Here is a 13,938-nt window from a genome sequence, read left to right as displayed (position 1 = left end):
ATATAAAACCTGCATGGTAAAGGTTGTCCGGAAGTTTTCCGGGCAACCTTTTTTGTTTTCTGATGACCGGTTTCCGGCTGCCTGAATCTGGCTTTGGTACCCCTTAATAATTTTTTGCGAACTATTTTTTCCGTCGCAGTGACTTTAGCTGAGACCGTCCGTCACAAAGGGAAAGTGCATAAACGTTTATTCTTACATATATGGATGAAGTGACCAGGTGCCGGGTAAAGTCACAGCTTATGCATTTTGTTCCTTGGGAAATTTTTTAACTTAAAATTTAAGAATTATGAAAAAATCGGACTGTTTTTTTCTCTTGAGAGGCATTTTTTGTTTCTTTTTGAATGTCTCGTTTTTTTATGTCCAGGGGCAAAACGGCTCACCTTGTTATTCTCCGGTAACGGGAGAAGGCAAGGCATTTTCTCCTGTAAGCGGTGGTGTGTTGTCCGGTTCTTTTGTTAATAACGGCTCCAACCTTATAGACGGGAACACCACAAATTATGCTGTTTTCGGAAGTCTGGCAGGGGTCCTTAACGGAAGCGGGGTTTCTGTCAGGGATATAAGGCCGGGTTTTCAGTATCCCGGCGGGTATGCTGCGGGGTATGTGGTCGAAATTCCGGCGGGTCTTCTTTCTGCGGATGTTTTAAACGGAATGGTGGTACAGACTTTCCTGGACGGAACACTCCAGGAGTCTTATAATGGTTCAGGTTCTCTGCTTAGTGTGCAGTTGCTGGGAGGTGCCAGTAGCGGCCGGATATTTATCAATTTCAAGACCAGCAACAGCAAGCCTTTTGATGAGATCCGCCTGGTTTCAGCCGGAGTGGTTTCAGTACTGGAAAATCTCAGGATCTATTATGCCATGGCATTTGATCCCAATTGCGGGATAGCTGAAAACAACACGGTCTGTGACGATGTTATTGCTGGTTCAGGCACTTCGGTAGCTATCGGAGGAGGTCTGATACAATCGCTGAACGGCCTGGCAAATGCTGAGAGGGTAATTGACGGTGATAAATCAAACTATGCTTTATATTCCCCCGGACTGATCGGCAGCAGCTTACTGGGTTCTCCGTATGTGGCGGTTAAAGACGAGAGTGTCATTTATCCTGCCGGTCACAAAGCCGGTTTTGTTATCGGGTCTAATTCTTCCGGTCTAATTTCACTGAGTCTTCTTGACGGAGCTAAGATAGAAACCTATCTGCATGGCATAAAACAGGACGAAGAGACACTCAACAATAGTAGCGGAACAGGTTTGTTAAGTTTCAGTTTACTGGGATCTTCGGCCAATGGAAAACAGAAACTGGGCATCACGACCACATTGCCGTTTAACGAAGTCAGGATTGTATTTCCTTCTGTTTTAGACGCGTCGTTGTCGGCTTTAAGGATTTATTATGCGTTTGAAGAACCGGCTACAGGTTGTTCTGATTGTACCACAGCACTGACTACTGCCGCCGCCCAGCCTTATACCGGAGAGCTGGTGTCCAGAGACCGGGATCCGGGTCTTTTTACGGTCTACAATACCACAGGCATATATGGAGTTACATTGGGTACTTTGACGAACACCGGCAACGTAACGAACGCCAGCCTTACTGATTTTGCTCATTTCAGCGTATTAACGGGATTGCTTAGCGGTGGTGGCAGAGTCACCGTCAAAAGAACAGGCGGAGTTGACTATCCTGCCGGCACAGTAGCGGGTTTTGCGATAAAAAGCGGAAGCAGCCTGATCAGTGCAGGTTTATTGAGCGGAATTACGATCAGGTTATATAAGGATGATGCCCAGAATCCAGTACAACAATTTACAGGAGCGTCTCTGGCCAGCGGGAATCTGCTAAGCGGCTCGGGTGGGATAACTTTTGTGGGCGGAAAATCTTCGGTGGCTTTTGATGAGATTGAGATTGATGTCAACCTGGGCCTTGTTTCTGCCGGATTGCCATTGACTTATGATATTTATTACGCTTACGTTCAGTTGGATACAGATGGAGATGGCGTGCCGGACTGCCTGGATGTATGTGCCTCCGGAAATGACAACCTGGATGCGGATGGTGACGGTGTCCCGGATTGTAACGATACCTGTAACGAGTCCAACGGAAAATCAGCTTATATCGATACCGACGGAGACGGCCTGAAAAATGCCTGTGACCCTGATTCTGACAATGACGGTATCCCTGACAATACAGAAGGTATTAACACAGACACCGACGGTGACGGCATTTTCAATTACCTGGATCTCGACAGCGATAATGACGGGATCACGGATCTGTATGAATCCGGGGTTAATGTAAGTAGCCACGACGCCGACCACAATGGTGTATTGGACACTCCGAACCCACTTTCAACGACCACTCCCAAAGATACTGACGGTGATCTGATTCCTGACTATCTGGATCTGGACAGCGATAATGACAGCATCACAGACCTGAGAGAAAACGGTGTAGCCGGTGTTCAGGATGCAGACAATGATGGGGTAGTGGATGGTACTGATGCCGATCGTGACGGTATCAGAGACAGTGCCGATACGCAGGATAGTGTATTTGGCTCACCAAGTCTTGTTTCTTCAAGAGATACTGATGGCGATGGCATCGCTGATTTCAGAGACCTGGATACGGACAATGACGGAATTACGGATCTGAAAGAAAACGGATTGCCGGGAGTAACAGATGCAGACGCTGACGGTGTGGTGGACGGACCCGATGCAGATGGTGACGGTATCCGTGACAGTGCCGATACGAATGATGGTGTTTTCGGTTCCCCTGACCTGCCCGCTTCTAAAGATACCGATGGAGACAATAAGCCCGATTACAGGGACCTTGACAGCGACAATGACAGCATTTCAGATTTAAGGGAGAGCGGTTTAACCGGATACGCGGACACGGATAACAACGGGGAAGTAGATGGCTCTGACAGTGACCAGGACGGCATCATGGACAGTGTGGATACCAATGACGGGGTATTCGGCTCTCCGGGACAGCCATCGCCCAAAGATACCGATAATGACAGCACGCCTGATTACAATGATCTTGACAGTGATGGAGATGGCATGAAAGACATCGTTGAAAACGGAAAAGGTGGTTTGGATTCCAATGCTGACGGGGTTGTGGATGGCCTTGTTGATTCCAATGATGATGACGGGATTGCGGATGCTGTGGATATCGAGCCTAATGGGTTTGGAGGTTTGGGAGCCATTCCTGACCTGGTTCCCAGCCTTACGGTGATTCCTTCTTCTCTGGCAGGTTCGTCTTCGATTCCTATTAATTTAAGAATAAGGGTAATAGAGATAAATGATGCCCCTACAGACGGCTCACTGATAACTGTCAGGTTAAAATCAGGAGCGGATTGGATTGTAGGCTTAAGCCCGGGAGATGTGGTGAATGGATGGACTTACACAGGTCTATCAGGAGCAAATCATCTATTTACTTCAAACATGATCCTGGTTAATCAGAATTCGACTTTCAATGTACCAGCTACATTTTATATGGGGGGCACTCACGGACAATATGTATTTACAGTCTCTATTGCATCGGGCTCCGGCGGTGAGCAGCGGATTTCTAATAATGCAGACCAGGAAACTGTTTCTTATAACCCATAATTCAAACAGACATTAAACTTAAACGAATAAATCAATGAAAAAGATTCTGGTAATAATTTTTATGCATACGGCTTTTTTTACATTCGGTCAGGATCCGAATGTTACTGCCTCGGGTCTAACCGGCACTGTAGTACCTACAAATACTCCTTTTTTCAATGGAGAAACGGTAAGTTTTAGTGTTGAGGCGGGTACTTCAGTTGGAAGCCTAAACTGGCCGGCTCCTGGTGGTACTCCCTTTGAAGTAGAGATCGTCACAACGCGGATTTATGATCCTCAGATAGTTGTTACAGGCCTCCCTGCCAATTATTTTACCTATTCTATAAATCAGGTCAGTACCACAAACCCACTGACCTATCAGATCACCATTATTCAGAATCAGGCCATTCCTGAAGGCTCGTACACCCGTTTTACGATCACAGGGGTAGTTTCTGGTTTCAACGGACAATCGATCGGATACCAGGTGAACGGAAGTGCGGGAGGATATCTGAGTACAAATACCGGTACCGACAGCCCGTCTTCTTACGGGGATGTTGATGGTACATTACCCGTGTCCCTGATAGATTTTACAGCCAAAGCAGAAGGCCAGGTAGCCCATTTAAAGTGGTCTACCTCAGAGGAAAGCAACAGTGATCATTTCCAGGTTCAGCATAGTCTGGACGCTAAAAACTGGGTAACGAAGGGTATTGTCAGCTCTTCCGGTGAGAGTAAGACCGTGAAGCACTACAGTTTTTCAGATGCGGAGGTAGCCAACGGTCACAATTATTACCGATTAAAATCAGTAGACAAAGACGGCAGCTTCACGATCAGCAAGTCAAGAAGTGTGTTTTTTGAGGATATCCCTGAAGTGAATTTTGAGGTTTTCCCCAACCCTGCTACAGATAGGTTTACGATCAAGACGCCCGACTGGAATAAGGTCAAAGCCGTATCCATTGTCAATCTGAACGGGCGTGAAGTTTACCGTTCCGGAAGTAAACCGAATCCTGAAATCAGTGTCGGGAATTTGCCCTACGGCATTTACACCGTTAAAATCATCTATGCAAACCAGTCTGCTGTAGTAAAGAGGCTGGCAATTCAAAAATAGTGCAAAGGCGGCTGCCCGGTACTTTTGGGCGGCCGCCTTATTCTGTTAAATAAATCTCAATTCTTTCCCTGTTTTGACCCAGGTTGACCCTCTTGAGTTTCAGGGGACCGATTTCTCCGGTTCGCCTGATGTGTGTACCTCCGCAAGCCACCTGTCCGAATCCTTCAATTCTCCAGTATCTTCTCTGGGCCGCCTCATCGCTGAAAGCACTTTCTACAGGAAGGTCCAAAGCAATAAGTTCGCGGGCTTTTTCATTGAGAAGCGGAAACATTTCCGAGATATTTTTATCCCGGACAAAATCTATCCTTGCTTTATCAAAGGTTATATTGGCTCCTGTTTTTTCCGGTCTTCCGAAGTTCTGATATACCAGTTCGAGGATGATTTCTGCAGCAAAATGCAGTTTCATGATTCTATACCTTTTATCCCAGTCAATCTGAATCAAAACTCCCTGGCCGGTTTCGAGGCCATGGTCTGGTTCCAGGGTGTAAAAAATCTCTTTATCATGCTTTTCTGCTTTAATAATCTTCAGTCCGTTGAGAGTGCCCTCATCCGATTGCTGTCCCCCGGAAAAAGCGTAGGCGATGGTAGATTCGAGCGTGACCGTGTCACCTGAAACACCAGTAATGATGGTACTCAGTTCAGTGAGGTAAGGGTTATCCCAGAATAATTTTTTAACCGGCATAAAATTACTTTTTTCCTTCAACAATAAACCACTGGTTCCCGAAAGCATCCTCAAAGCCGGCAGTATACCCGTACTCTTTCTGATTGGGCTTGTCCAGGCTTTTTGCTCCGTTAATTAATGCTTTTTCGTAGGTTTCGTCCACTTTTTCAATATAGACAAACATGGCAGCCGGTTTTTCTGCCCAGTTTTCGCTGGCTTCACCGAACATGACCACGCCGTCGCTGATCCGGATTTCTCCGTGCATTATTCTTCCGTCCTGGTCCTCCACCCATTCCTGGGTAGTGGCATTAAAGACGGAGCCGCAGAATTCTGCAAATGCCCTGGCCTCTCTGATGATCAGATAAGGCATCACAGGAAGATATTGAGAAGGAATTTTCATGACAAAAGGTATTTTAATTGACAATTAATTCATTTTTATCTTTTCACTTTGGCAAAAGCCCTAACCGGGAATGTGCCTGCCCCTTTAAATTTCGGAGGTACAGCACTGAAAGTAAAGCCTTCAGAAGGCAATAGTTCGAGATGGCATAGGTGTTCTACAATTAAAATTTCTGCTCCGAGTAATGTCGTATGCACCGGCCTGCTTTTGCCTGTGGTATTGTCTATGTTGTGGGAATCTATACCCACGAGCTGTACGTGACAGTCTCTCAGGTATTCTGCCGCCTCTTCGGTCAGTGACGGGTGATTTTCGTAATAAAGCGGGGTATTCCAGTGAACATCCCAACCGGTGTGGATCAAGACCGCTTTGTTCCTGATTTCTACATTTTTCAGGTGGTCTGCTGTGATACTCAGGGTTTCTGAAAAGGGGATCCTGATCACCACGGCATCCAGATCCGCAAACCTTTCCAGGCTGACTTCTGAAAGGTCTTTACCGTCTTCAAATCTATGAAAAGGACAATCAATATAAGTCCCTGTATTGGTCACCATCTCAATTTTTCCTATCTGGAACTCTGTTCCTTCTTCATAGAACTGCCTGGAATTTTCGCGGCTCAGGTAATCGCAAATCACCGGGGCGGGCAATCCTTTATAGGTAACCAGGCCGTTTTCAATGGTATGGCTCAGGTCAACCAGGAGATTACTGCCTTTTTCAGGCTGGTAAGGTTTTCTTTTATGAGGTTCTGTCAGGATTTCCTTATTCAGGATCCTGGTTTCGCCTACCATCAGAAGTCGCATATCCGTCACCAGGTAATCAGCCAGTGCTTTTTCGCCGATGTCATCACCTTCAATATCCAGACGGAAATCTTCGCCTTTCAGACTACCTCCGTTGGTGAAAAATATTTCAAAATCAAACTTTACTCTTTTAGTCATTCCATATTCCGTTTGACGCTGTGAGGATGATAGGTTGTCCGTCTGTTACTACGATGGTGTGTTCGTGTTGTGCCACATGCCCTCCGTGGTTCCCGAGAAGGGTCCATCCGTCATTCTGTTCCACCGCGTAGCTTGACCTGGTGGAAATAAAAGTTTCAATGGCCACAACTGAGTTCTTTTTAAATCTCTGATGGTTGTATTTGTCATAGCAATTCAGAATATCGGAGGGTTCTTCATGCAGACTTCTCCCGATACCATGCCCTGCCAGGTTTTTGATGACTTTATAACCTGATTTTCTGGCTTCCGTTTCGATCAGTTTGCCGATCTCAGAGATTTTTACCCCACCCTTGATCCTGCTGATGGCTTTTTTGAGAATTTCCTTTGAAGCATCAACCAATGGCTGGTGATGATTGCTGTCGTCTCCCAATACAAATGAACCACCGTTGTCACCCCAGAAACCATTAAGTTCGGCAGACACGTCAATGTTGATGAGGTCACCGGCCTTAAGGATTTTTGAAGCGGAGGGAATGCCATGTGCCACTTCGTTGTTGACACTGATGCAAGTCCAGCCCGGGAAGCCATAAGTCAGTTTTGGGGCTGATTTTGCTCCGTATTCTTCCAGTATTCCGGCCCCGAACTCATCCAGTTCAAGTGTGCTCATGCCTGGTCTGGCGTGTTCTCTCATTTTCTTTAAGGTGGTTCCAACGGCCTCACTGACCTTTTTCATTCCGGCAAGTTCTGCCTCTGACGTAATTGACATGTAATATTCTTTTTTTTTACTAACGATTTTTACGGCCCTCTAAGTTCTTTAAAGTAAGAATCTGGTGATGTTCTACATGATAAATGGTAAAATACATCATTTCTCTGAGGGTAAGTTTTCCTAAAAGCGGGTGTGTGGCGATTATGAGATCAAGCTGCTCTTCAGAATAACTACCGAGCTGCTTCACCAGGCTGTTCACAGTTTTCTTCAGTTTGCCGGTTAATTTTTCTTTCGCAGAGAGTTCAACGGGTTGAGGTAAAAACCTGCTGCCGGCCTTATACCCCGTTTCGAGTTTCATTTTATACCTGGCTACAAGGCTGTCGTAATCCCTCGAAGGGCGGTTAGCTTCGCCGAAATATGCTTTGAGAAGCCATTTAGGTAAACTTAAGGCCAGTTTCAGCGGCAATACCGAACGGTAAATATGCTCCAGTTGCTGTCCGCTTGTCCATTTGCTTTCAGGGGCAAACATAAAATCCTCATCACTGAAACCGCTGATCAGGGTGGCGAATCTTTCGTGGTTTTCGATCAGACGGGAGTTAATTTCTTGTTTCGTCATTTTGGGTCGGGGTAAATACAAATCTGTAAAATTCTTATTACTGTTTTTCAAGAACCCAGAGATCGTTGCTGTAAACAAACTCAGGATGGTTAATGTCGTTGCCTCCGAATTTACCACCGGTCATGTAGATCTTGCCATGATGCACACAAGCCGCAATACCCCCGCGGTGGCTCCACGGAGCGTCCATGCCTGTCCAGGTTTTGCCGTCTTCACTCATCAGCACCTGGCTGGTAAACTGCCCGTTGCGGGTACACCCCAGCAGCCAGATTTTGTTGTCAAACGCCAGGGCTGTATATCCGAAGAGGGTTTGCCCCTTGACGATCTCAGGGCTTACTTTGACCCAGTTTAAACCGTCTGTCGAGCTCCATACGTCATTGTTGAGCATAAAAACCTTATCATTCAGGATCACAAACTGACTCCCTGACCTTTTGCCAAAAGGAAGATTGTCTTTTTGTCTGACCCACCTGATCCCGTCTTCAGAGTTCCAGATATCAGCGTAAGCTGTTTTAGCGTCTTCTCCTCCTATAAGCCACAGTTTGCCTCTGAACTCAAACGGATGATAAAAGAAACGGTCGGGCAGGTTGCTTTTTGTGGCGATCGTTTTCCACTTTTGCATATCCGCCGATCGATAGATTTCAGGTTTAAAGGTGAATTTTTCGATATTGCCGTTGAAATGACCCAGTCCGTAAATGGAATGGTTGAATGATACATAATCCAGGAAAGCCAGGTTATTTATGGCATTAGGCAGGGTCGATTTTTTCCAGTTTCTGGTATCCGTCGAAAACCAGTTGCCATCCTGATGAAAAACCCAGAGGGTATCCTGCCGGCTGAACATCTGGAAATTGTAATTTTTTTTCCATGGACCCTCTTCAAAGATTTTCCTCCAGGCATAATTTTGCTGCTTTGGGGCTGAGAGGGTAATCTCTTTTTTTTCAGAATGCCTGACAGAGCAGGCACTCCATACCCAAATGAGCGGAATGATAAAGTAATGAATCATGGCTGTAAATTGATTTAATTGACTGATTTACAGAAAGGTATTCAAATTTAGTATTTTGATTTTAAATAAAATAGCGATTATTCTTTTAGCCTGAAGAAGTTCTCCGGCGTTTCCCCGGTAAAAGATTTGAAGTCCCTGATAAAGTGTGATTGATCAAAATACCCGGCTTCGTATCCTTTTTCCGTCAGGGTTCCGATGTTCTGAGGATTTTTGACTATCGTATTTAACCTTACCAATGAAGCAAATTTTTTAGGAGAAGCTCCCACCACTTTCCTGAACCTCTTTTCTAAGGGACTTTGACTGGTATTCAGTTTTTCGGCCAATTCATGAATTCTGATCGTACCTTTGGATTGATAAATCAACTCGAGAGCTGATAAAACGAGCTGATCTTTAGGAAGGATTTTCAGACGTGAAATGAGGAAATGCTCTACGAGATCAATTCTTTCCTTGTCGGAATTAACAGATGAAAGCCGGTCTTCCAACACATCCAGTATTGATTTATTGATAAAATGATCAAGCGAAAGGCTTTCTGAAAATAACTCATGCAAGGGCTCTTCAAAGAAAGCCGACGCCCCGGTCTCCCTGAAATACACAAGGACGGTTCCGGTGCCGGCTGTGTTTTTGAATATCCTGTAACTATCTGTGAGTCCTGTAATACCGGCAGTACTCAGCAATGTTTCCCGGTCATCCGCGACAAAAGACAAGCGGCCTTTGTATTGAATTCCCATGACCAGCGAAGTGTCAGGTAAAACCTTATAAGTCTGATGATCTGATGATTCGGAGATCGCCAGAAACCTGATATAAGGTTCTAATATTTCACAAGGCAGATAAGTCTGAAACTTCATGCGTTTTCGGAAGAATGCTTATTCAAATGTAGTATTTTTTGCGGGAAAGCGTAATGAAATGGCGTCTTAAAAGAAGAAACGGATGATTTTGTGAAAAAAAAATAAAAAAACACTTGACTCTGACCTTAGGTCATGGTTTAGATTTGTGCTATCCAATGATAAAAGCATGAAGAACTATTCAGTTAAAAAACTGTCCGCACTGGCAGGGGTGAGTATCAGGACCTTACATATTTATGATCAGACAGGCTTGCTGAAGCCGGTGTTCCGTACCGAAGCCGGGTACAGGATGTATGGCGAAAAGGAATTGCTCAGGCTACAGCAAATCCTTTTCTACAAAGAGCTTGATTTTTCGTTGCAGGAGATTTGCAATATCCTCGATGATCCTGATTTTGACCTGATACAGGCCCTGGAAGGTCATAAGCGGGCTCTTTATGCCAGAAAACAAAGGATCGATACTTTGTTGGAAACTTTGGATAAAACGATTATTAAACTTAAAGAAAACAAAATCATGAATCATGAGGAATTATATGAAGGTCTGCCGAAAGAAAAAGCGGAAGCCTACAGAAACGAAGCCATTGAAAAGTGGGGCAGTGAAAAAGTGGAGCATTCTGAAAAAACGTTAAAAAAGATGGGTAAAGAAGGCTTAAAAGCACTGGTTAAAGAAAGTGAAGCAATCAGGGAGGCATTGGCCTCGCTGATACATCACAATCCGGAAGGTGCTGAGGTACAGTTCCAGATAGAGCGTCATTATCAGAATATCAGGAAATTCTGGGGAACAGCCGGCTCTTCTGATGCTCAGGCAGAAGCCTATGCAGGCCTGGGACAGCTTTATGTCGATGATCCGAGGTATACAGAAGTGAATGGTCAGACCAATCCGGAATTTGCCTTGTTTATGAGCAAAGCCATGCGTTTTTTTGCTGATACCCGGCTGAAATAAAAAAAGTGCCTTTCTGACGAAGCCACCGGTAGATAAAACCGGTGGCTTTTTTATTTGTGGATATAATTTAGTTAGAAATATTTTACATAAAGTAATATATTTATTACAAATAGTAAAAATTATTTGTCTTTATGTAAAATAAACTTTACATTTGATCAAAAAAACAATTAAAGCTATGTCAAACAAATTATTATTGCCTAACCAATACAAAATAGTGGGATGGTGTCTGCTCGTTCCGTCACTCATTGCCGGGATCGTCTTATCGGTCCTCGGATATGAATATGACGGTATCAAATTCAATACATTTGCTATTTTTAACGGAGCCTTATTTGAGGAAGATTTCTTTTTCACCGTTTTTAAGACCGATATGACGAACACCATTATCGGTTCCTTGTTTATCATCGGCGGACTTCTGGTGGGATTCTCGAGAGAGAAAAAAGAAGATGAGTTTATTGCCAATATCAGGCTGTCTTCTTTGCTTTGGGCCGTTTTTGTTAATTATATCCTGTTACTTTTTTCTTTTATGTTTGTGTACGGAACCGCCTTTTTCAATGTCATGATCTACAACATGTTTACGGTATTGATCATTTTTATCGGGCGTTTTAATTATTTGTTATATAAAGCTTCTAAATCAGCAGAATCCGATGAAAAATAGCATAAAAGTAGAAAGGGCCATTCACGGCCTGACCCAGGAGGAACTCGCCCAGAAAGTGTCTGTAAGCCGCCAGACGATCAATGCGATGGAAGCCAATAAATATGTGCCTTCCACAGTATTGGCCCTTAAGATCGGAAGGGTGTTTAACAAACCGGTAGAAGCTATTTTTACCCTGGAAGAAGGAGATTGAGAAATCAGATATGCTTAAACAGGTGCTGGACAATTTTAGAAGTGTCGCTGTCTGAATAAGCCCCGAACGCATTGACTATGGTGCCTTTTACTTGATGGCTTTCTGAAGAAATGGCAAAAACAATCATTTCGTCAGCAGGATCGGTAAGGCCCTCAAACCTGTGGATTTCGTCAATTTTAAATTCATCAGGCGAAAGACTGAGGGAAGCTTGATGGCATATAAGACATTCTCCGTCTTCATGGACACTCAAATCTGTACTGTAACCTCTTTTGGCCAGATCGTTAACGGCTTCGCTGACAGTATCGTAGTTTTTTTGCTTACTTTCCATGGGATTTTTATTTATGATTTGAATTTACCGCATTTAATTCAAAAATGAAAGCATTTGAAAAATGGTAATAAAAAAATAAGGTTTCCGTTTATCGCGGAAACCTTATTCTGATGTTTTCATGAATTACTTACGCAACCAGGGTGGCTTCGTAAGTAATTTCAGTATTCAAAACCTTTGAAATCGGGCAGTCATTTTTAGCTACCAGAACCAGTTCATCAAATTTCTCCTGGCTGATGCCCGGCACTTTGGCACTTACGGTCAGGTGAGCAGATGATATGGCTCCTTTTTCAAGATCCAGGGTGATGACACATTTGGTATCAATATTTTCTGCGGTGAATCCGGCACCATTGAATTCAAAACTGAGTTTCATACTGAAGCATCCTGCATGGGCTGCTGCAATTAATTCTTCAGGATTCGTACCGATACCTTCGGCAAAGCGGCTTCCGAAAGAATACTGAGTTTGGTTTAAAACTGTACTTTGTGAAGTAAGTGTTCCCTTTCCTTCTTTGCCTGTTCCCTGCCAGTTGGCTGTTGCAAATCGTTTCATAAGAATTGTTTTTAATTGAAGATTGATATACAAATATACGCTATTCTTTAACCTTAATACTCCGGATCGGGTTCAAAAATTTTATTTAATAATATGAAGCCGTTTCTTATTCCGGGCACGATTATTTATGCGGAGTGGAATGCATCAGCCTGATTTTCCAGAGACCGTCTTCTTTGACAAATACAATACTTTCCATCCATTTTCTGACGGATGTTTTACCCTTTGAAAAGATTTCTGCCTGGTTGTAATAACTCGTCCAGGCAATTTTTCCTTTGACTACCGTCTCGATAAATTGCAGGGTATTAACCCTTTTATAATCGTCCGGTCTTTTAACAGACGTAAACCTGGCAAGGGTATCCAGGTTCCAGACCTGCCCGTTTTCAATAATTTTAATATCTGAAGTAGAGTATTTTTTGATTTTCTGAAAATCAGAATCAGAAAGACCTTCGAAAAATTCAACGGCACTGTGTTCGGCCTTTTCTTTTTCTGCGAGGTGTTTTTTCTGAGCTGTAAGATTAAAAAAGGAAAATAGAAGAGTGAAAAGGAGAAATGGTTTCATTGTCTGTTTTATTAAATTTCCTTAAAATTAAAACAGCGGGCGTAATAAACAGACAAGCTGTGAGGTTAATAATAAAAAAAGTTAAGCCGGCAGACTTAACTTCATGATAAAAATATTTTAAATCATATCACTCTTCTTCGAAAATAGACGCTCTGTACTTTTCAGCTACCTGAAAACCTTTGTTTCCGATGAATAAAGTATATTTAACAATAGAATCAACATAATTGAGATTAACAGCAACATTTTCCGATACCCTTACGAACTCTTGGTCGTTTTCCAGTTGTTTCATAAACTCACTGAAACGTGTCAGCTCCTGAAAAGTGCCTTTAATAGTATGAATGACCGCAGAGTTATCTACAGAATCAATATACTGAATGTTCTCTTTCCGCAGCTTTTTACTGCGATGATTGTTAGTTATGAAAATAACTTCTGAGAGGTTTTCTTTTAGTATTAGTTCCAGAGTCATAATGAGAGTGATTTTAAGTAAGAAGATACGGTTTACTTACTTAATGCAGTTTCTGAACTAAAAGGTTAGTGCGGGGAATATTTTTTTTAATTTTTTTTATGGGCTTATTCTTTTTGCTCATTTGGCCCTTTTCTCTTTTTCAGGGGGCTTTGGTATCTCTCGTGATTTTTGTTGCTCATCATGAGGGCAAAGTCAAAGAATACCCTGAGTAAAACTGGGACAATAAAAAGGATAAGCAGTCCGACCCATATCATCAGGTTGCCGAAAGGGTCAATGAATCCTTCGATGATCAGGAATAAAGAAAAACAGATGACCAGTCCTAAGCTCAGGTAATAGGAAAGTATAATGTATACCGTTTTCATGGGCTTTCGCCCCAAAGAGACTAAGTTCTTCAACATGGGGTGTTGTTTTGTTTGATTGCTGATTCAGTACTGGCCGTTCAGAATACTT

The 13,938-nt window shown here is 43.4% G+C and carries 17 protein-coding genes; 5 read left to right on the top strand and 12 right to left on the bottom strand.

The window, feature by feature from the left end; all coding sequences use genetic code 11:
• Window positions 1-286 precede the first annotated feature (286 nt).
• Window positions 287-3,580: a hypothetical protein gene (locus GVN16_RS03065; RefSeq protein ID WP_166562355.1), complete on the top strand. Its 3,294-nt coding sequence runs from the start codon at window positions 287-289 to the stop codon at window positions 3,578-3,580.
• A gap of 34 nt (window positions 3,581-3,614) precedes the next feature.
• Window positions 3,615-4,661 (top strand): T9SS type A sorting domain-containing protein, encoded by a 1,047-nt coding sequence (locus GVN16_RS03060; RefSeq protein ID WP_166562354.1) that lies wholly within the window; start codon window positions 3,615-3,617, stop codon window positions 4,659-4,661.
• 37 nt (window positions 4,662-4,698) lie between these two features.
• Here the strand turns inward: GVN16_RS03060 and GVN16_RS03055 are convergent, their stop codons facing one another.
• The 7 genes from GVN16_RS03055 to GVN16_RS03025 all read right to left on the bottom strand — a co-directional run bounded on the left by GVN16_RS03055 (window position 4,699) and on the right by GVN16_RS03025 (window position 9,806).
• On the bottom strand, window positions 4,699-5,343 hold the full coding sequence (locus GVN16_RS03055) for an alanyl-tRNA editing protein (protein WP_166562353.1): 645 nt from the start codon (window positions 5,341-5,343) through the stop codon (window positions 4,699-4,701).
• Between the two features lie 4 nt (window positions 5,344-5,347).
• A complete protein-coding gene (locus GVN16_RS03050; RefSeq protein WP_166562352.1) occupies window positions 5,348-5,722 on the bottom strand; it encodes a VOC family protein in 375 nt (124 codons plus the stop codon).
• Window positions 5,723-5,757: 35 nt separating this feature from the next.
• Window positions 5,758-6,648, bottom strand: coding sequence for a cyclase family protein (locus GVN16_RS03045; protein WP_166562351.1), 891 nt, complete (start codon window positions 6,646-6,648; stop codon window positions 5,758-5,760).
• Complete coding sequence (map, locus tag GVN16_RS03040) at window positions 6,641-7,408, bottom strand: type I methionyl aminopeptidase (RefSeq protein WP_166562350.1); 768 nt, start codon at window positions 7,406-7,408, stop codon at window positions 6,641-6,643. Before map ends, GVN16_RS03045 begins: the two co-directional genes overlap by 8 nt.
• A gap of 19 nt (window positions 7,409-7,427) precedes the next feature.
• The gene (locus GVN16_RS03035; RefSeq protein ID WP_166562349.1) at window positions 7,428-7,964 is read right to left on the bottom strand and encodes a DinB family protein; all 537 of its coding nucleotides are present in this window, start codon (window positions 7,962-7,964) and stop codon (window positions 7,428-7,430) included.
• A 37-nt stretch (window positions 7,965-8,001) separates the two neighbouring features.
• A complete protein-coding gene (locus GVN16_RS03030) occupies window positions 8,002-8,961 on the bottom strand; it encodes a hypothetical protein (RefSeq protein WP_166562348.1) in 960 nt (319 codons plus the stop codon).
• Between the two features lie 77 nt (window positions 8,962-9,038).
• Window positions 9,039-9,806: a helix-turn-helix domain-containing protein gene (locus GVN16_RS03025; RefSeq protein ID WP_166562347.1), complete on the bottom strand. Its 768-nt coding sequence runs from the start codon at window positions 9,804-9,806 to the stop codon at window positions 9,039-9,041.
• Window positions 9,807-9,972: 166 nt separating this feature from the next.
• Between GVN16_RS03025 and GVN16_RS03020 the strand changes: the two genes are divergently transcribed.
• From GVN16_RS03020 to GVN16_RS03010, 3 genes are all read left to right on the top strand, one after another.
• On the top strand, window positions 9,973-10,743 hold the full coding sequence (locus GVN16_RS03020; RefSeq protein ID WP_166562346.1) for a MerR family transcriptional regulator: 771 nt from the start codon (window positions 9,973-9,975) through the stop codon (window positions 10,741-10,743).
• A gap of 175 nt (window positions 10,744-10,918) precedes the next feature.
• Entirely contained in the window at window positions 10,919-11,398 is a 480-nt protein-coding gene (locus GVN16_RS03015) for a hypothetical protein (RefSeq protein ID WP_166562345.1), read from the top strand.
• Window positions 11,388-11,588: a helix-turn-helix transcriptional regulator gene (locus GVN16_RS03010; RefSeq protein WP_166562344.1), complete on the top strand. Its 201-nt coding sequence runs from the start codon at window positions 11,388-11,390 to the stop codon at window positions 11,586-11,588. Before GVN16_RS03015 ends, GVN16_RS03010 begins: the two co-directional genes overlap by 11 nt.
• 4 nt (window positions 11,589-11,592) lie before the next feature.
• Here the strand turns inward: GVN16_RS03010 and GVN16_RS03005 are convergent, their stop codons facing one another.
• The 5 genes from GVN16_RS03005 to GVN16_RS02985 all read right to left on the bottom strand — a co-directional run bounded on the left by GVN16_RS03005 (window position 11,593) and on the right by GVN16_RS02985 (window position 13,886).
• The gene (locus GVN16_RS03005; protein WP_166562343.1) at window positions 11,593-11,916 is read right to left on the bottom strand and encodes a phosphoribosylpyrophosphate synthetase; all 324 of its coding nucleotides are present in this window, start codon (window positions 11,914-11,916) and stop codon (window positions 11,593-11,595) included.
• Window positions 11,917-12,043: 127 nt separating this feature from the next.
• The gene (locus GVN16_RS03000) at window positions 12,044-12,463 is read right to left on the bottom strand and encodes an OsmC family protein (protein WP_205748768.1); all 420 of its coding nucleotides are present in this window, start codon (window positions 12,461-12,463) and stop codon (window positions 12,044-12,046) included.
• Window positions 12,464-12,584: 121 nt separating this feature from the next.
• Window positions 12,585-13,022: a nuclear transport factor 2 family protein gene (locus tag GVN16_RS02995; protein WP_166562342.1), complete on the bottom strand. Its 438-nt coding sequence runs from the start codon at window positions 13,020-13,022 to the stop codon at window positions 12,585-12,587.
• 127 nt (window positions 13,023-13,149) lie between these two features.
• Entirely contained in the window at window positions 13,150-13,488 is a 339-nt protein-coding gene (locus GVN16_RS02990; protein WP_166562341.1) for a LytTR family DNA-binding domain-containing protein, read from the bottom strand.
• A 104-nt stretch (window positions 13,489-13,592) separates the two neighbouring features.
• Complete coding sequence (locus tag GVN16_RS02985; RefSeq protein ID WP_166562340.1) at window positions 13,593-13,886, bottom strand: hypothetical protein; 294 nt, start codon at window positions 13,884-13,886, stop codon at window positions 13,593-13,595.
• Between the last annotated feature and the right edge of the window lie 52 nt (window positions 13,887-13,938).

The sequence above is a fragment of the Emticicia sp. CRIBPO genome, from assembly GCF_009905725.1.
Taxonomy (GTDB): Bacteria; Bacteroidota; Bacteroidia; order Cytophagales; family Spirosomataceae; genus Leadbetterella.
The sequence above is the reverse complement of the archived record's forward strand: the minus strand, read 5'-3'. Positions and strand labels throughout refer to the sequence as shown.

Coding starts and splice junctions, on each gene's coding strand:
- GVN16_RS03045 (WP_166562351.1), bottom strand. CDS start 6,648: ATGACTAAAAGAGTAAAGTTTGATTTTGAAATATTTTTCACCAACGGA.
- GVN16_RS02995 (WP_166562342.1), bottom strand. CDS start 13,022: ATGAAACCATTTCTCCTTTTCACTCTTCTATTTTCCTTTTTTAATCTT.
- GVN16_RS03015 (WP_166562345.1), top strand. CDS start 10,919: ATGTCAAACAAATTATTATTGCCTAACCAATACAAAATAGTGGGATGG.
- GVN16_RS03025 (WP_166562347.1), bottom strand. CDS start 9,806: ATGAAGTTTCAGACTTATCTGCCTTGTGAAATATTAGAACCTTATATC.
- GVN16_RS03055 (WP_166562353.1), bottom strand. CDS start 5,343: ATGCCGGTTAAAAAATTATTCTGGGATAACCCTTACCTCACTGAACTG.
- GVN16_RS03050 (WP_166562352.1), bottom strand. CDS start 5,722: ATGAAAATTCCTTCTCAATATCTTCCTGTGATGCCTTATCTGATCATC.
- GVN16_RS03065 (WP_166562355.1), top strand. CDS start 287: ATGAAAAAATCGGACTGTTTTTTTCTCTTGAGAGGCATTTTTTGTTTC.
- GVN16_RS03060 (WP_166562354.1), top strand. CDS start 3,615: ATGAAAAAGATTCTGGTAATAATTTTTATGCATACGGCTTTTTTTACA.
- GVN16_RS02990 (WP_166562341.1), bottom strand. CDS start 13,488: ATGACTCTGGAACTAATACTAAAAGAAAACCTCTCAGAAGTTATTTTC.
- GVN16_RS03000 (WP_205748768.1), bottom strand. CDS start 12,463: ATGAAACGATTTGCAACAGCCAACTGGCAGGGAACAGGCAAAGAAGGA.
- GVN16_RS03030 (WP_166562348.1), bottom strand. CDS start 8,961: ATGATTCATTACTTTATCATTCCGCTCATTTGGGTATGGAGTGCCTGC.
- map (WP_166562350.1), bottom strand. CDS start 7,408: ATGTCAATTACGTCAGAGGCAGAACTTGCCGGAATGAAAAAGGTCAGT.
- GVN16_RS03010 (WP_166562344.1), top strand. CDS start 11,388: ATGAAAAATAGCATAAAAGTAGAAAGGGCCATTCACGGCCTGACCCAG.
- GVN16_RS03005 (WP_166562343.1), bottom strand. CDS start 11,916: ATGGAAAGTAAGCAAAAAAACTACGATACTGTCAGCGAAGCCGTTAAC.
- GVN16_RS03035 (WP_166562349.1), bottom strand. CDS start 7,964: ATGACGAAACAAGAAATTAACTCCCGTCTGATCGAAAACCACGAAAGA.
- GVN16_RS02985 (WP_166562340.1), bottom strand. CDS start 13,886: ATGTTGAAGAACTTAGTCTCTTTGGGGCGAAAGCCCATGAAAACGGTA.
- GVN16_RS03020 (WP_166562346.1), top strand. CDS start 9,973: ATGAAGAACTATTCAGTTAAAAAACTGTCCGCACTGGCAGGGGTGAGT.